We start from the raw sequence: 16,904 nt of genomic DNA, 5'->3' as shown, positions 1-16,904 counted from the left end.
GATGCCGTCTGAAACGGGAAATTTACGGTTGAAGCCACGCCCAGGCTTTACGCCCTTCCGAGTGCAAAAAGGTCAATGTCCTGCATGCCGATTCTGTGTTCATACATTCCACACCGATTCCGATCTGAGAGAAATCCGCCATGATTTTGGGATGGATAAACTTCTGTACCGCCCCAGTCCCGATAATTAATATTTCCGGATAGTCAACAGGTTCGATGTCGGACAACAGGTTTTCCGGAGTCAGGTCGGACAAGGTTCGGCATTGCGACAGGCAGACCGAATCCTTATGTACAAGCACGGGTTTATGGAAACTTTGACCCGCCAATCGGATTTCGCCTGACCGGTGGCCATACTCTGCAAAATGTCCGCCTATCGGATTTTCTTCAAACAGCATATTTTCGTCCTTTTGCCGCTTTAGTCGTGTCGGAAAAGGTGCAAAATCAGACAAATTCATGTAGGATTAGCGGATTTCATCTGACCTCTCCTGCTGATTTCAGACGGCATTTGATTTAAAGTGCGGCATAATTATATCGGCAGCGGATATTTTCGTCTTTCAATATTTACATTTCAGTCGGCTTACAAGGAGACACAATGAAGCCAGTAAACATCGGTCTTTTAGGTTTGGGTACGGTCGGCGGCGGTACGGCTGCCGTATTGCAGGACAACGCGGAGGAAATCAGCCGCCGTTTGGGATGCGAAGTGCGCATCAGTGCCGTATGCGACTTAAGCGAAGAAAAAGCCCGCCAAATCTGCCCGTCCGCAGCCTTTGTCAAAGATCCGTTCGAACTGGTCGCGCGTAAAGACGTCGATATTGTCGTCGAATTGTTCGGCGGTACCGGCATTGCCAAAGATGCGGTGTTGAAAGCCATTGAAAACGGCAAACACATCGTTACCGCCAACAAAAAACTGCTCGCCGAATACGGCAACGAAATCTTCCCGCTGGCGGAAGAAAAAAATGTCATGGTGCAATTTGAAGCCGCAGTAGCGGGAGGTATCCCAATCATCAAAGCCCTGCGCGAAGGTTTGGCGGCAAACCGAATCAAATCCATCGCTGGCATTATTAACGGCACAAGCAACTTCATCCTCTCCGAAATGCGCGAAAAAGGCAGCGCGTTTGCCGACGTATTAAAAGAAGCACAGGCGTTGGGCTACGCCGAAGCCGACCCGACCTTCGACATCGAAGGCAACGACGCAGGCCATAAAATCACCATCATGAGCGCGCTGGCATTCGGTACGCCGATGAACTTTTCCGCCTGCTACCTCGAAGGCATCAGCAAACTCGACAGCCGCGACATCAAATACGCCGAAGAACTCGGCTACCGCATCAAACTTTTGGGCATCACCCGCAAAACCGGCAAAGGTATCGAATTGCGCGTCCACCCTACCCTGATTCCCGAAAGCCGCCTCTTGGCAAACGTCAACGGCGTGATGAACGCCGTGCGCGTCAACGCCGATATGGTCGGCGAAACCTTATATTACGGCGCGGGCGCGGGCGCATTGCCGACCGCTTCCGCCGTGGTTGCCGATATCATCGACATCGCCCGCCTGATCGAAGCCGATACAGGCCACCGCGTACCGCATCTGGCGTTCCAACCCGCCCAAGTCCAAGCGCAAACCATCCTGCCTATGGACGAAATTACCAGCAGCTACTACCTGCGCGTCCAAGCCAAAGATGAACCGGGCACGCTGGGGCAAATCGCCGCGCTTTTGGCACAAGAAAACGTGTCTATCGAAGCCTTAATCCAAAAAGGCGTGATTGATCAGAGCACTGCCGAAATCGTGATTCTGACCCACAGCACGGTCGAAAAATACATCAAGTCGGCAATCGCAGCCATCGAAGCACTGGATTGCGTGGAAAAACCGATTACCATGATCCGTATGGAAAGCCTGCATGACTGAGCCGAAACACGAAATGCCGACGGAAGAGCAGGTTGCCGCGCGCAAAAAAGCAAAAGCCAAAATCCGCACCATCCGCATTTGGGCGTGGGTTATTTTGGCGTTGCTCGCTTCAACCGCCCTGCTCTCCCAATGCGCGATGTCCAAACCGCAGGCAAAACAGAAAATTGTCGAGTCTTGCATGAAGAATATTCCGTTTGCTGAAAAATGGCAGAACGATTTGAAAGCGCGCGGCTTGGATGCGGACAATACCCGCCTTGCCACCGATTACTGCAAATGTATGTGGGAGCAGCCTTTGGACAGATTGAGCGAGAAACAGGTCAGCTCCTTCAGCAAACTCGGTGCACAAGAACAGCTTGACCTGCTCGGCGGCGCAAATGCCTTTGAAACGCGAGACAAACAATGTGTCGCGGATTTGAAAGCTGATTGAACCGCCGAACCGGAATGCCGTCTGAACGCGGGAAAAGCGTTTCAGACGGCATTTTTTCATCCGGATTTGACGGGCAAACCCCTATCCTGATTCGGCGGGGCAAACAAAAAGCCGATTCTTCAAGGAATCGGCTTTTTACTGAAAAACAGTTTACAGTGCATCTTTCAATGCTTTACCTGCACGGAATTTAGGCGTTTTGGCGGCGGCAATGGTCAGAGGCTCGCCGGTTTTGGGGTTGCGGCCTTGGCGTTCTGCACGTTCGCCGACGTAGAAAGTACCGAAACCGACCAAAGTAACGGTGTCGCCTTGTTTCAGGGCGTTGGTTACTGCATTGGTAGTGGCATCCAAAGCTTTTTGTGCGGCGACCTTGGAAATGCCGGCTTCTTGAGCAATCGCTTCGATCAATTCAGACTTGTTCACAATCAGTCCCTTCCTGTCTTAAAAAATGATGAAATGCCCGAATATTCGGGGTTTGTACTGCTTGAGTAACTTTCGCTTTATAGCAATTCTGAAATTGCCGTGTCAAGAAAAAAATACGGAATCGCCCTATTTTACAGGCTTTCAGGACGAAACCGCATTTTTACAACACATTTCCTGCGTTTCAATGTTTGATTGCCCTGCTGCGGGGTTTCGGTTTTGAAGCGGGTTCCACCGCCGCTTCTGCGGCAGAAGGTTCTGCCCAAGGCTCAGGCCGGCTTTCCAAACCCAAAGCCAATACCTCGTCTATCCATTTGACCGGATGGATGGTCAGGCCGGTTTTAACGTTTCCAGGGATTTCTTCCAAGTCTTTAACATTGTCTTTCGGAATTAAAACGTGTTTGATGCCGCCGCGAAGCGCAGCCAACAGTTTTTCCTTCAGACCGCCAATCGGCAGGACTTCGCCGCGTAGGGTAATTTCGCCCGTCATGGCAACATCCGCACGCACAGGGATTTTGGTGAATGCGGACACCATCGCCAAAGTCATGGCAATGCCCGCACTCGGACCGTCTTTCGGTGTCGCACCTTCGGGAACGTGAACATGGATGTCTTTTTTCTCGTAAAAATCAGGAGCCAAACCCACTGATTCTGCACGGGAGCGGACAACAGACCATGCTGCGGACACGGATTCCTTCATCACATCGCCCAACTGGCCGGTACACTGGATCACGCCTTTACCCGGTAATGCCACGGCTTCGACAGTCAGCAATTCACCGCCGACTTCCGTCCACGCCAAACCGGTTACTTGTCCGATACGGTTTTCGCTTTCGGCAACGCCGTAATCGAAGCGGCGCACACCCAAGTAGTCATGCAGATTTTTCTCGTTGACTTTAACCGCTTTAGGTTTGACCTTACTTGCTTTTTTGATTTCAGACGACCTTCTCTTGTCTTGTTCCAAAGTAAGCTGCATGACGACTTTGCGGCAGATTTTGGCAATTTCGCGGTCGAGCGAACGCACACCCGCCTCACGGGTGTAGTAACGGATAATATCGCGCACCGCGCTTTCTTCGATTGCCAACTCCCCTTCTTTCACGCTGTTGCGCTTCATTTGCTTCGGCACGAGATACTGCATCGCAATATTGATTTTCTCGTCTTCCGTATAGCCGGACAAACGGATGATTTCCATACGGTCGAGCAACGGAGTCGGAATATTCAGACTATTGGATGTGGCGATAAACATCACATCACTCAAATCGTAATCCACTTCCGCATAATGATCGGCAAACTTGTTGTTTTGTTCGGGATCGAGCACTTCGAGCAACGCGCTGGCGGGATCGCCTCGGAAGTCGTTACCCAATTTGTCGATTTCGTCGAGCAGGAACAAGGGATTTTTTACGCCGGCTTTTGCCATATTCTGCAGAATCTTACCGGGCATGGAGCCGATATAGGTGCGGCGGTGTCCCCGGATTTCGCTTTCGTCGCGCACGCCGCCCAAGGCCATGCGGACATATTTCCGCCCCGTTGCTTTGGCGATGGATTCGCCCAAAGAGGTTTTACCCACGCCAGGAGGGCCGACCAGGCACAGAATCGGGCCTTTGAGTTTGTCCATACGTTTTTGGACGGCGAGGTATTCCAAAATCCGTTCTTTGACTTTTTCCAGGCCGTAGTGGTCGGCATCCAGCACCAGTCCGGCTTTGGCGATGTCTTTGCTGACGCGGGATTTTTTCTTCCACGGCAGTTCGAGCAGGGTATCGATGTAGTTGCGTACGACGGTGGATTCGGCAGACATCGGCGGCATCATTTTGAGTTTTTTCAGTTCGGACAGGCATTTTTCTTCCGCTTCTTTGCTCATCCCCGCCTTTTTGATGCCTGCTTCCAAGGCATCCAGTTCGCCGTTTTCGTCTTCTTCGCCCAATTCTTTGTGTATCGCTTTAATCTGTTCGTTCAGATAATATTCGCGCTGGGATTTTTCCATTTGGCGTTTGACGCGTCCGCGTATGCGTTTTTCGGCCTGCATAATGTCGAGTTCGGATTCCAGCTGTGCCAGCAGGAATTCCATCCGTTTGCCGATTTCGGGAATTTCCAAAATCTGTTGGCGTTGCGCCAGTTTCAACTGCAAATGCGCTGCGACCGTATCGGTTAGCCGGCTGTTTTCGGCAATGCCGTTGATGCTGCCGATGATTTCGGCGGGGATTTTTTTATTGAGTTTGGCGTATTGTTCAAACTGCGCCAACAGGGTGCGGCGCACGGCTTCGAGGTCGGTATTGCCTCCCGTGTCTTCTTCCACGACCGCCTCTATATGGGAAACGAACAGCCCGCCCGTGTCTTCAATGGTCAGAACACGTCCGCGATACAGCCCTTCGACCAGCACTTTTACCGTGCCGTCGGGTAGTTTCAACACTTGCAGGACTTGTGCGACCGTACCGGTCTGATACAGGTCGGCGGCAACCGGTTCTTCTACCGCCGCATCGGTTTGCGCCAACAGGAAAACCGGCTCCTCGCGGGTAATGGCGTTTTCCAGTGCGGCGATGGATTTCGGCCTGCCGACAAACAGCGGCAGAACCATATGCGGGTAAACGACGACATCCCGCAAAGGAAGGGTTGCCAAGGCGGCATATTCCTCAAAATGCTTTTCTTTTTGTGTCATGGATACTCTCTTGTGTCTGACAGAATACGGATTGCCGCGTAAATTGGGGTTGAAAGCATTATTTCAAGCATACGCGGTTTATTTATGGAGTTTGATGCGATGCCGTCTGAAACATTCCGGCTTCAGACGGCATGGGCTTGGAAAGACAAAGCAGGAACAAAAAACAGTTCTGTGTTGCCGCTCCTTGCTGTACCATCCGTATGGTTTACGGTTCTGCCGCCCTATTTTCAAAACATGACGCAGGTATCCCATGTCTTCTTTTATTTTTCCCGATGACGGGTTCGAATGGCGCAACGAAAGTCTGCAAAAGCCGCCCAAAGGTTGGCATTATGTCCGCGAAAGCGGTGCAGACGGCATTTTGAAGGCTGCCTATCAAAATATTGCAACTGTCTGGCAGGGCGATTTCCACAATGCCAAACAGGTGCTTTCTGCAATGAAGAAGAGGGTTCGCAAACCTGCCGCCGTCCGTTCCGATGCGGATATCGCCGCCCTTTTCCATGCCCACCGTATGAAGCAGGCGCAGCAGAGCCGTATTCTGAATATGCTTGCCGTTGAAATCCGCCCCGGTTTTGTGTTGGACAACAAACGCGCGCCCGATATACGCTCCGCTTTGCTCGACGTGTACGGAGAGGCGGACGGCAAACCGTTTTTCCTACCGCTCAATCTGCTGCTGGGGTTTATGGGTGCGCACGAGTGGCATAAGAAAGGGGTTGCCGTTCCGCAGCTGGGCGGCAGCATACACGTTCCTTTCGGCGTATTCTCGCCGTTGCGCGGCGAATACCTCGACCTGCTTGCCCATGCGCCGTCAACGGGTTTTCAGACGGCATTCGACATCGGGACGGGCTCGGGCGTGCTTGCCGCCATTTTGGCGAAACAGGGCATTCCTTCCGTCATCGGCACGGATACCAATCCGAAAGCCGTCGCCTGTGCCCGTGCCAATATTGCCCGTTTGGGCTTTGAAAAACAGGTTGAGATACGGGAAACCGATATGTTCCCCGATATGCGTGCCGATTTGATTGTCTGCAACCCGCCGTGGCTTCCTGCCAAGCCTACTTCTGCCATCGAGTCTGCATTATATGACCCTGATTCTGCGATGTTGACCGCATTTTTAAGGGATGCGCCGGGACATTTGAACCCGGGCGGCGAAATCCGCCTGATTATTTCCGACCTTGCAGAGCATCTGCACCTGCGCCCGTCCGGTTTTTTGGAGAAGGCCTTTGCAGAGGCGGGGCTGCGTATTACCGATATTATGAAAACCAAGCCAAACCACAAGAAAGCCGCAAATCCGGACGATCCGCTGGCTTTTGCCCGAAACAGGGAAACTACTTTCCTGTACCGTTTGAAAAAGGCATGAAAAAGACCGCACATTTGTGCGGTCTTTCCCTTCGATATCCATAAAAGGGCTTGCAGAACCGACACGGCGTTTGGACGGATTATCCTTGTGAAAATACCCGTTTGAGCATATTGCCCAATGCCGTCTGACGAACTTTGACAGTAGCCGCCGCTTGCCGGAAGGCTTCTTCCCCGCCGAAGAATACGAATTTTTCCTTTGCCCTGGTAATGGCGGTGTAAAGCAGCTCCCTGCTCAAGCCGGAAAGCGCATCATCTTCTTCGTTCGAAGGTGCAGCAGAGGGCGGCAGCAGCCAGACTTCCCGATATTCCGAACCTTGGCTTTTATGGACAGTCATGGCGAAAGCAGGTTCAAAATCCGGAAGGCAGCTGACTGCAACCTTTTTAAACCCGTCCGTATCGGGAAAATAGGCGGACAGGCTGCCCGGTCTTTGGACGTCATCCATAATCAGTCCGACGTCTCCGTTGAACAGCCCGAGTGCGTAGTCGTTTTGCCTGATCATAATCGGCTCTCCGGCGAAATAGGCCTGATGTTCCGGTATGTTCATTTTGCGGCGTACATGGCTGCAATAGGCTTCGTTGAAGTCTTCCGCATCCTGCCGCCAAGCTGCCAGAACCACGATATCCGAGATGCCCGCATAGGCGGATTCGATGTTACCTTCGTCTACCGCCTGCCAATAGGCTTTGTGCGCCCGGTACAACCTTTCGACTCGAGCGTTCGGACTGCATTCCGAATGTTCCAGTTCGTCCGGAAACCGGTCAAACAATGCCCACGCCCCCTCATCGCCCGATACGGCGGCACGGGCAAGGCAGCCAATGCCGCTGTTGTCGCCGAAGCGGTGGCTGAACGACAGATGGGCAGTGTTTTGCGCCAACACGGGCGGATTTGCGCTGACGCTGAAACCGTGTTCCGGAAGGAAGCCGGCCAGCCTTTGGTGCGTTTCTCCGTCCAAAATGGTTTTTTGCGACAAAACGGACAGCACCGCCCCGATTCCGACGGACGGGAGCTGGTTTTCATCGCCCAGCAGAATCACGCGCGCGCCGGTTTTGACCGCTTTTAAAAGTTGCAACATCAATACCGTATCCAGCATAGAGGCTTCATCGATAACCAATACGTCAAACGGCAGCGGGTAAACAGGGTTGAACGCCGGCTGCATTTTAGGCGGGCGCAGTTTCAGCAGGCGGTGGACGGTTTGCCCTTCCAATTTAAGCAGATGGCGGCGGACGTTGTCCGGAGCGTCAAAACTGTTGATTGCACGGTGCAGCGCACGCGCCATATGCGCGGCAGCTTTACCCGTAGGGGCGGCAAGCGCGATATGGGGAAGGCTTCCGTCTCCGCTGCAAATCAGTGCCAACAGTTTGGCAACCGTCGTCGTCTTACCCGTACCGGGGCCGCCGGTAATCACCATAAAAGACTGCAGCAATGCTAAGGCGGCCGCATCGCGCTGTCCTTCGCTGCCCGTGCCTTGAAACCATTTTGCGAGGTTTTGCCGCACACCTGCCGCGTCGGGGGCGGATGTACCGGCTGCCGCCAAGCGTTTTATCTCGACCGCCAAATCGTATTCCAACTGCCACATTCTGCCCAAAAACAGTTTTTCCCCTTCCAAAATCAGAGGGGAGGCAGATTCCCCGACCACGGGCTTGAGTGTCGAAAGGAAGGACGCCTCCCCTTTTTTCAAGCGGATAAACGAATGACCGTTCTGCAATGCTTGAAACAGCCGTTCGATATAGGAAGAAAGAGCTTCAGCACCGGAGTCGGTATAGCGTTCCAAAAAACGGATTGCCACCTGTGCAGCCGCTTGGGCAAATTCATCTGTCTGCCGTTCCATCGTATTCCTTGTCGAAATGCCGTCTGAAGGCGCGAGGCTTCAGACGGCGCGTGTTGTTTCGGCTGTTTAGGCGTTTGCGCCATGTTTGGGGTGCAGGCTGCCGTCCTTCATGACCATCACGCGCCCGAAGCGGCCGGCGAGTTCGTCGTCGTGTGTTACGACCACCAGCCCCGTTCCCAATTCCGTTTTCAGTTCCAGCATCATATCCAAAACATTCCTGGCGTTCGCACGGTCGAGATTGCCGGTCGGTTCGTCGGCAAGCAGGCATTTGGGTTGCGTAACCAAGGCGCGCGCAATGGCGGCACGCTGGCGTTCGCCGCCGGACAGTTCGCCTGCGCGGTGCGTCGAACGGTGTTTCAGTCCGACCTTTTCCAGCATCGCCATTGCCGCCTCCGCAGCCTCTTCCCGGCTTTTTTTGCCGATTAGCAAAGGCATCATCACGTTTTCCAGTGCCGAGAATTCAGGTAGAAGATGGTGGAACTGGTACACGAAACCGAGATGGCGGTTGCGCAGGATGCCCAGTTGCCGCTGGCTTAATGTACGCAAATCCTCGCCCATCAGCAGCACCCTGCCTTCAGACGGCATATCCAGCCCGCCCAAAATATGCAGCAGCGTCGATTTGCCGCTGCCCGAAGAGCCGATGATGCCGGTGCTTTCCCCCGCACGGATTTCCAAATCCAAGCCATGCAGCACCCGAACGTCCAAACCGCCGTCCCGATAGCGTTTGCCCACGCCTTCGCATTTCAAAATCAACTCACTCATAACGCAAAGCCTCCGCCGGTTGGGTTTTTGAGGCACGCCAGCTCGGGTAGAGCGTGGCAACGAAAGACAGTCCCAAGGAAATGCAGGCAATCAGGGCAACGTCGCCCATATCGACATCACTGGGCAGGTAGTCGATAAAATAAACCTGCGAATTGATGAGGTGGACACCGAGCAGGTTTTCAAAAAACGCCACGACCCTGCCGACGTTCCAACCCAAAAGCACGCCGCAGACCACACCCGCCAGCGTGCCGAAAAAGCCTGAAAACGCGCCCTGCACCATAAAAATCTTCATCACGCCGCCAGGGGAAAGACCCAAAGTCCGTAAAATCGCAATGTCCGCCTGCTTTTCCGTAACCGCCATCACTAACGAAGAGACAAGGTTGAACGCCGCCACGGCGATAATCAGCGTCAGGATGATGAACATCATCCGTTTTTCCAACTCGACCGCCTCAAAATAGCTTCGATTGCTGAACGTCCAATCACGTACCCAGACCGTGTCCCTTTGCGCCTCCGGAATCAGCTTTGCCGTCAAGGCGGGGGCGTTTTGCGGGTCGGCGAGTTTCAGCCGCAGCCCCGCAACTTCCTTATCCAAGCGGTACAGTACGCGCGCGTCTTGGATATGCGTCATCGCCAATGAGTTGTCCACTTCGTAAACACCCGTTTTAACCAGACCGACCACGGTAAACTGTTTCAACCTCGGTACGACTCCGGCGGGGGTAACGTTACCCTCCGGCGTGATGACGGTAACTTTATTGCCGACTTCCGCACCCAAAGCCTCCGCCAAACCGATACCGAGGATAATGTCAAACTCGCCCGGAATCAGGTCTTCAAACTTGCCTGCCGGCATTTTGTCGCCGTATTCCACCACTTTGCGCTCTTCAGACGGCAAAATGCCGCGCATCTGCACGCCCCTGATTTCGCCCGCATGGGCCAGCAATGCCTGATTGGAAACATAGGGCGCGACAGCCAAAATACCTTTGCGGTTTTCGGTAAACCGAAGCAGGTTGCGCCAATCCGTATCCGTATTGTCGATATAGCCGATTTCGGCGTGCGGAGCGACATTCAGGAGCTGCCCGCGTATTTCTTTCTGAAAGCCGTTCATAACCGACAAGACGACAATCAGCGCGGTTACGCCCAAGGCGATTCCGGCAATCGAAACCATCGTGATAAACGACATAAAGCCGTTGCGCTTTTTCGCCCTGAGATACCTCAAGCCTATCCAAGCCTCTAGAGAAAACATAACGCTACCTTAAAAATGTCTGCAAACGTGCCGCCCCGGACGGCGGTTTGAGGGCGGCGGCAAAAGTTTATTGTACCGTAAAACCCCGGCAGCGTCCGAACGCCCGAGTGCGGGGGACGGGGCGGCAGAGCGGGCGGAAAACTTGCACAACGCGTCAAACTGCCCTATCCTTTCCTTCAGAAAAACCGTTTCTTGAGGAAAACAATGAATATCCGAACTGCTTTTGCTTTGTGCGCCATCGCCTTATCCGCCGCTGCGGCTGCCTACGCCAAAGAAATCAAAATCGATGCCAACAACACGCCTTATTCCGAAGCCGACGCGCAAAAGCTGGCGGCAACGGCAGTCGGTATGGGTGTTAAGGAACCTATCAGCCTGAACGGCGGCAGCGGCAGCATTACCGTGTCCGGCAGCAGCGCGACGCAGTGCGTGTTCAAAGTCGGCAACGGAGGCGCATTGCAGATTCAAGGGCTCAACTGCAAGTAAACCGCCCGGAAAAATGCCGTCTGAAGCCTTCAGACGGCATTTTGCATTGGCGGCGTTACGCCCCGCCTTCTTTAATCAGGCGGCGTTCGTACACCGCCTGCGCCAGCGTTCCCGCATCGACATATTCCAATTCGCCGCCCAAGGGGATGCCCTGCGACAGCCTGCTGACTTTGTAAGGCAGGTTTTTGAAAAACTCGGACAGGACATACGCCGTCGCATTGCCTTCTGCGGTAAAAGCGGTTGCAATAATGATTTCTTCGACTTCCCCGCCGCCCAGCCGTTGCGCCAGCCTGTCCAATGCGATGGCGGATACGTCCATTCCCAGTGCCGTATTGATTTGCCCCATCAGGACGAAATACAGCCCGTCGTGGCAGTTTGCCGCTTCCATATTCGACACGTCGGCAGGCATATGCACCACCATCAGCCGCCGCCCGTCGCGTGTTTCATCGGCACAAATATCGCACAATCCGCCTTCGCAAAACGTGTTGCACCTCGCGCAATGATCAACCTGTTTCAATGCCGTCTGCAAGGCATCCACCAGTTTTTCAGCCTCTTTGCGCTTGTGTTGGAGCAAATGATACGCTATCCGCTGTGCCGATTTCGGCCCGACGTTGGGTAAAACCTTCAGCGCGTCGATCAATCCTTGGAAGGCATCTTGTTTTTTGTGGCTCATCATATTCCGCCGTATGGGAAAACGGCCGGAATATTCCGACCGTTATGTTGTCAACAAAAGTGTCAATTACTGACCGTCGCCGTTGTCGACCGATTGCGCTCCTTTGGTCTGTTTGATTTTGCCGTTGAAATAGCGGATCAGCAGGTCGAAGGTATTGGCAGACTGCTGTTGCGCCAAAGCCTGTTTTGCAAGCGGGATGCGCGCGGCGGCATCATCGGGCAGCGTGACTGCCTGCACCTCGACAATCACGGGTGCCGGCAGGCCGGTCAGCCTGACATAGGCGGGTTTGCCGTTTGCCGGTTTTGCTTTCAGCAGTTCCGCATAAGCCTCGGGCGGCATAGACTGCCTTGCCTGCTGCGCGCCCAAAACGGACACTTCCGACCATTTCACGTCAACTGCCTTGCCGCCGTTCAGTTGTGTAAGCACTTCTTTTGCCTTGTTTTCGGCAAGTTTGGCGGCTTCGGCGCGGATATAAGCCTGACGCACCGCGTCTTTGGCTTCGGCAAACGGCAGGGTTTTCTCTTCGCGGACTTCTTTGGCGCGGACGACCCACGCGATTTCATTATTGATAGACAACACTTCGGAATTGTGTTTTTTCTTCAATACGTCGTCGCTGAATACGGCATTAATTACATTTTCAGGTAGTCCGGACATTTGCGCGTCCTGCCTGCTCAGCCAAGTTTCTTGGGTTTCGACTTTCAAACCGCTGTTTTTGGCGGCTTCGTCAAGCGAGGAAGGATGGTTGAACGCGTCATCGCCCAGTTTTTCTTTTACCTTATTGAAGTCGGCAACCGCCTTTTTCATTTTCAATTCGTTTTCGACGGCGGCTTTTTCCTGCTCGAAAGAAGGTTTGGCTTCATTTGCCGGCAAACGCGCCACGCGCTCTTCAAATGCATTTTTCACTTCCGTTTCACTGACGGTCCGCTTGTCTGCAAAATCCTTCAGATTCAAGGCGACATATTCCAATTTGACTGCCTGCGGCAGCAGATAGTCTTTTTTGTTCGCATTATAAAATTTCTGCAAATCGGCTTCAGACACTTTGACTTGGGCGATGAACTCGTCGGGGTTGAAAGTGTGCGAACGGATGGTGCGGTTGACCTGGGTCAGTTTGACCAGTTGCTCCGCCTGGGTATCGCTGACTAAGACACCGTTTTGAACAAGGTTTACCAAATTCTGCAATGCGAATTGGTCACGGATTTCCTCGACGAACTGGTCTTCCGACATATGGCGTTGCGAAAGGTACTGGCTCAAAAGGGCATGGCTGAATTTGCCGCCTGCATCGTGAAAATTAGGATCGTCTACAATAATCTGTTTGATTTGTTCCTGAGAAACGGAAATACCCATCAGTTTTGCACCTTGTTTCAGATAGGCGCGTTGCAGCAGGGATTGGAATACGGCATCGCGTGACGGGCTGCCGCCGGCAGCCTGTTCATTTTGCATGGTGACATTAATCGAATGATCGCTGATTTTTTCGTCCCCAACTTGGACGATGTAATCGGAACCGGGGTGTGAAACCGTGCTGACGCCGAAGCCGACAAAAGTTAATGCAATCAGGCCTAATAAGACTTGGGCGGGTGTTCTGTATTTTTCGATGGAATGGAACATATTTTCAGATCGGAATATGGAATGGAGTTGGGAAATATAGATTCCGTATTGTAACGGTTTTTATACGCGTCTGCACGAAGGCTTAATTAACGTTTGAATATCTCTCGATAAGATTCATCGCTGAAACCGACATGAACCTTTCCGCCGTATTCCAGTACGGGACGTTTGATAAGGCTTGGCATTTCGGACATTATCCTGACCGCACTTTCCCTTGAAGACAGGGCTTCCTCCTGCATCAGTGCATCAAGTCTGCGCCATGTGGTCCCCCGTTTGTTGAGCAGTATCTCCAAAGGCACCTGCTCCAGCCACAGGCGGATTTCCGCTTCGGAAGGCGCCTGTTTTTTAAAATCCCGAAATTCAAATTCCATACCATATTTGGCAAGCCAGCTTTTAGCTTTTTTGACCGTATCGCAATTTGGGATGCCATGAAGGACTATCATTTGGAAACCTTTTGCCTGAAATAATAAAACCGATATTTTACTATAAGTGTCTGAAAATTTGCCCGTCTGTTTCAGACGGCAGTGCGCTTATGTTACAATCCGAAAATTTGAAAAATTAATCTCTTTCCAATATAAGGTTTTACCAGTAATGATTTCTACCAACGGCATTACCATGCAGTTCGGCGCAAAGCCGCTGTTTGAAAACGTATCCGTCAAATTCGGTGAAGGCAACCGCTACGGCTTGATCGGCGCGAACGGTTCGGGCAAATCCACCTTCATGAAAATCCTCGGCGGCGATTTGGAACAGACGGCCGGTGAAGTCGCAATTGAAAACGGCGTGCGTTTGGGTAAATTGCGCCAAGACCAGTTTGCCTACGAAGACATGCGCGTGCTGGACGTGGTGATGATGGGGCATACCGAAATGTGGGCGGCGATGACCGAGCGTGATGCGATTTACGCCAATCCCGAAGCCACCGAAGACGATTACATGAAAGCCGCCGAACTGGAAGCCAAGTTCGCCGAATACGACGGCTACACCGCCGAAGCGCGCGCTGCCGAATTGTTGAGCGGCGTGGGTATTTCTGAAGATTTGCACAATGCGACCATGGCGGAAGTCGCCCCGGGCTTCAAACTGCGCGTATTGCTGGCGCAAGCCCTGTTCTCCAAACCGGATGTATTGCTCTTGGACGAACCGACCAATAACTTGGACATTAATACCATCCGCTGGTTGGAAGGCGTATTGAACCAATACGACTCCACCATGATCATCATCTCGCACGACCGTCACTTTTTGAACGAAGTCTGCACCCACATGGCGGATTTGGACTACAACACCATCACCATCTATCCGGGCAACTACGACGACTATATGCTCGCTTCCGCCCAATCGCGCGAACGCGCCCTGAAAGACAACGCCAAAGCCAAAGAGAAACTGCAAGAGCTGCAAGAGTTCGTCGCCCGCTTCTCTGCCAACAAATCCAAAGCCCGTCAGGCAACCAGCCGTCTGAAACAGGCCGACAAAATCAAATCGGAAATGGTCGAAGTCAAACCTTCCACCCGTCAAAACCCGTATATCCGTTTTGAAGCCGATGAAAAAGCCAAGTTGCACCGTCAGGCAGTGGAAGTTGAAAAACTGGCCAAACGTTTTGAAACCCAGTTGTTTAAAAACCTGAACTTCATCCTTGAAGCAGGCCAACGCCTTGCCATCATCGGCCCGAACGGCGCAGGTAAATCTACCTTGCTGAAACTCTTGGCCGGCGCGTACAACCCTGAATATTCAGACGGCCTGTTGCCGGACGAAGGCACCATCAAATGGGCGGAAAAAGCCAGTGTCGGCTACTATCCGCAAGACCATGAAAACGACTTCGACGTCGATATGGACCTGAGTGAATGGATGCGCCAATGGGGTCAGGAAGGCGATGACGAGCAAGTCATCCGCGGCACTTTGGGCCGCTTGCTTTTTGGTAGCAACGATGTCGTGAAAAAAGTGAAGGTTCTCTCCGGTGGCGAAAAAGGCCGTATGCTTTACGGCAAACTATTGCTTTTGAAACCCAATGTCTTGGTCATGGACGAACCGACCAACCACATGGACATGGAAAGCATCGAATCCTTGAACATGGCGCTGGAAAAATACAACGGCACGCTGATTTTCGTCTCGCATGACCGTCAGTTTGTATCTTCATTGGCTACCCAAATCATCGAATTGGATGGCAAAGGCGGATATGAACACTACTTGGGCGATTACGAAAGTTACTTAGAGAAAAAAGGCGTAGCATAAGCGCACAAAATACCCGTCAGTTGAAACAATGCCGTCTGAAGCCGCTTCAGACGGCATTATTGATAACTTTAAAATAGGAAGCATATGCAGACTTATCTCGTCGGCGGTGCCGTCCGCGATTATCTTTTGGGCTTGCCCGTCAAAGACCGCGATTGGGTGGTCGTCGGCGCAGACGCACAAACCATGCTGGCGCAAGGCTTCCAGCCTGTTGGCAAAGACTTTCCCGTATTCCTTCATCCCAAAACCTACGAAGAATACGCCCTCGCCCGCACCGAACGCAAAACCGCCAAGGGCTATGCCGGTTTCAGTTTCCACGCCGACAAAGACGTTACGCTGGAGCAGGACTTGATGCGCCGTGACCTGACCATCAACGCAATGGCTCAGGATTCAGACGGCCTCATCATCGACCCTTTCGGCGGACAACAGGATTTAAAGGCAGGCATTTTGCGCCACGTTTCCCCTGCCTTCGTCGAAGACCCCGTCCGCATCCTGCGCACTGCCCGCTTTGCCGCGCGCTACGGATTTGAAATCGACGAAGAAACCATGAAGCTGATGCGGAAAATGGTGGAAAACGGCGAAGCGGACGCTTTAGTCGCCGAACGCGTCTGGCAGGAATTGGCGAAAGGTTTGATGGAAAACAATCCCCGCAGGATGATTGAAGTGTTGCGCGAATGCGGCGCGCTCAAAGTCTTGCTGCCCGAAGTCGATGCCCTCTTCGGCGTGCCGCAACGCACCGACTATCATCCCGAAATCGACAGCGGCATCCATACCCTGATGACGCTGCAACGCGCCGCCGATATGGGTTTGAGCCTGCCCGAACGCTACGCCGCCCTGCTGCACGATTTGGGCAAAGCCAAAACGCCGCCCGACATCCTGCCGCGCCACCACGGACACGACCTCGCCGGCGTAGAACCCGTGCGCGAAGTCAATCAAAGGTTGCGCGCGCCGAAACATTGCGCCGAGCTTGCCGAATTGGTTTGCCGTTGGCACATCATCTTCCATCAGGTTGAAAAACTCCGCAGCAAAACCGTTATCGACGTTTTGAAAAAAACCGATGCCTTCCGCCGTCCCGAGCGTTTTCAGACGGCATTGAACGTCTGCATTGCCGATACGCAAGGCCGTCTGAACCGCGAACACACGCCCTACCCGCAACGCGCGCACTGGCTCGCTCTGCTCGAAGCCGCCAATCAGGCGGATTCGGGCAAAATCGCCGCCGAATGCCGCGCGCAAGGAAAAGCGCACCTTATCGCCGAACAAATCGACCAGGCGCGGCTGGCACAAATCGCCCCGTTGCAAAAAGCGTTCCGGGCGGCGCAAGACAAAACAGAAAAACATTAAAACGCCCAATGCAGCCA

Annotated in this window: 16 protein-coding genes; 7 read left to right on the top strand and 9 right to left on the bottom strand. The window is 53.1% G+C overall.

Going from position 1 to position 16,904, the window contains the following annotated elements; translation table 11 throughout:
• Nucleotides 1–22: 22 nt before the first annotated feature.
• Entirely contained in the window at nt 23–394 is a 372-nt protein-coding gene (locus RDY34_RS05290; protein WP_025456652.1) for an Mth938-like domain-containing protein, read from the bottom strand.
• Nucleotides 395–591: 197 nt separating this feature from the next.
• Here RDY34_RS05290 and RDY34_RS05285 point away from each other — a divergent pair, with 197 nt between their 5' ends.
• Nucleotides 592–1,899, top strand: coding sequence for a homoserine dehydrogenase (locus tag RDY34_RS05285; RefSeq protein WP_003750405.1), 1,308 nt, complete (start codon nt 592–594; stop codon nt 1,897–1,899).
• On the top strand, nt 1,892–2,326 hold the full coding sequence (locus RDY34_RS05280; protein WP_003750403.1) for a hypothetical protein: 435 nt from the start codon (nt 1,892–1,894) through the stop codon (nt 2,324–2,326). Before RDY34_RS05285 ends, RDY34_RS05280 begins: the two co-directional genes overlap by 8 nt.
• 150 nt (nt 2,327–2,476) lie before the next feature.
• On the opposite strand, the gene RDY34_RS05275 is transcribed toward RDY34_RS05280, so the two are convergent.
• Together RDY34_RS05275 and lon are read right to left on the bottom strand one after the other, a co-directional pair.
• Nucleotides 2,477–2,746 carry an HU family DNA-binding protein gene (locus RDY34_RS05275; protein WP_003750397.1) on the bottom strand — a complete coding sequence of 90 codons (270 nt, stop codon included), beginning with the start codon at nt 2,744–2,746 and terminating at the stop codon, nt 2,477–2,479.
• Between the two features lie 181 nt (nt 2,747–2,927).
• Entirely contained in the window at nt 2,928–5,390 is a 2,463-nt protein-coding gene (gene lon / locus RDY34_RS05270) for an endopeptidase La (RefSeq protein ID WP_308073564.1), read from the bottom strand.
• 99 nt (nt 5,391–5,489) lie between these two features.
• Here lon and RDY34_RS05265 point away from each other — a divergent pair, with 99 nt between their 5' ends.
• Complete coding sequence (locus RDY34_RS05265; RefSeq protein WP_239991675.1) at nt 5,490–5,666, top strand: nitric oxide synthase; 177 nt, start codon at nt 5,490–5,492, stop codon at nt 5,664–5,666.
• A complete protein-coding gene (locus RDY34_RS05260; protein ID WP_308074655.1) occupies nt 5,641–6,744 on the top strand; it encodes a methyltransferase in 1,104 nt (367 codons plus the stop codon). Before RDY34_RS05265 ends, RDY34_RS05260 begins: the two co-directional genes overlap by 26 nt.
• Before the next feature lie 79 nt (nt 6,745–6,823).
• Here the strand turns inward: RDY34_RS05260 and recD are convergent, their stop codons facing one another.
• From recD to RDY34_RS05245, 3 genes are all read right to left on the bottom strand, one after another.
• Nucleotides 6,824–8,569 carry an exodeoxyribonuclease V subunit alpha gene (gene recD / locus RDY34_RS05255; RefSeq protein ID WP_308074654.1) on the bottom strand — a complete coding sequence of 582 codons (1,746 nt, stop codon included), beginning with the start codon at nt 8,567–8,569 and terminating at the stop codon, nt 6,824–6,826.
• Nucleotides 8,570–8,635: 66 nt separating this feature from the next.
• Nucleotides 8,636–9,331: a lipoprotein-releasing ABC transporter ATP-binding protein LolD gene (lolD, locus tag RDY34_RS05250; protein ID WP_308074653.1), complete on the bottom strand. Its 696-nt coding sequence runs from the start codon at nt 9,329–9,331 to the stop codon at nt 8,636–8,638.
• The gene (locus RDY34_RS05245; protein WP_308073568.1) at nt 9,324–10,571 is read right to left on the bottom strand and encodes a lipoprotein-releasing ABC transporter permease subunit; all 1,248 of its coding nucleotides are present in this window, start codon (nt 10,569–10,571) and stop codon (nt 9,324–9,326) included. The genes lolD and RDY34_RS05245 overlap by 8 nt, the downstream gene beginning before the upstream one ends.
• Before the next feature lie 204 nt (nt 10,572–10,775).
• Between RDY34_RS05245 and RDY34_RS05240 the strand changes: the two genes are divergently transcribed.
• Nucleotides 10,776–11,054, top strand: a complete 279-nt coding sequence (locus tag RDY34_RS05240; protein WP_002213502.1) for a hypothetical protein — start codon at nt 10,776–10,778, stop codon at nt 11,052–11,054.
• 55 nt (nt 11,055–11,109) lie between these two features.
• Here the strand turns inward: RDY34_RS05240 and recR are convergent, their stop codons facing one another.
• The 3 genes from recR to RDY34_RS05225 all read right to left on the bottom strand — a co-directional run bounded on the left by recR (nt 11,110) and on the right by RDY34_RS05225 (nt 13,772).
• Entirely contained in the window at nt 11,110–11,727 is a 618-nt protein-coding gene (gene recR, locus RDY34_RS05235; RefSeq protein WP_002237005.1) for a recombination mediator RecR, read from the bottom strand.
• A 66-nt stretch (nt 11,728–11,793) separates the two neighbouring features.
• On the bottom strand, nt 11,794–13,332 hold the full coding sequence (locus RDY34_RS05230) for a SurA N-terminal domain-containing protein (RefSeq protein WP_308074652.1): 1,539 nt from the start codon (nt 13,330–13,332) through the stop codon (nt 11,794–11,796).
• 86 nt (nt 13,333–13,418) lie between these two features.
• Nucleotides 13,419–13,772, bottom strand: a complete 354-nt coding sequence (locus tag RDY34_RS05225; RefSeq protein ID WP_003750380.1) for an arsenate reductase — start codon at nt 13,770–13,772, stop codon at nt 13,419–13,421.
• A gap of 148 nt (nt 13,773–13,920) precedes the next feature.
• Here RDY34_RS05225 and RDY34_RS05220 point away from each other — a divergent pair, with 148 nt between their 5' ends.
• Both RDY34_RS05220 and RDY34_RS05215 read left to right on the top strand, forming a co-directional pair.
• Nucleotides 13,921–15,549 carry an ABC-F family ATPase gene (locus RDY34_RS05220; RefSeq protein ID WP_002242611.1) on the top strand — a complete coding sequence of 543 codons (1,629 nt, stop codon included), beginning with the start codon at nt 13,921–13,923 and terminating at the stop codon, nt 15,547–15,549.
• An 84-nt stretch (nt 15,550–15,633) separates the two neighbouring features.
• The gene (locus RDY34_RS05215; RefSeq protein WP_003750374.1) at nt 15,634–16,887 is read left to right on the top strand and encodes a multifunctional CCA addition/repair protein; all 1,254 of its coding nucleotides are present in this window, start codon (nt 15,634–15,636) and stop codon (nt 16,885–16,887) included.
• Nucleotides 16,888–16,904 lie beyond the last annotated feature (17 nt).

The sequence above is a fragment of the Neisseria polysaccharea genome (genome assembly GCF_963392925.1).
In the GTDB taxonomy this organism is placed as follows: domain Bacteria; phylum Pseudomonadota; class Gammaproteobacteria; order Burkholderiales; family Neisseriaceae; genus Neisseria; species Neisseria polysaccharea.
Note: the sequence above shows the minus strand (reverse complement) of the source record. Positions and strands in the feature narration are given on the sequence as shown.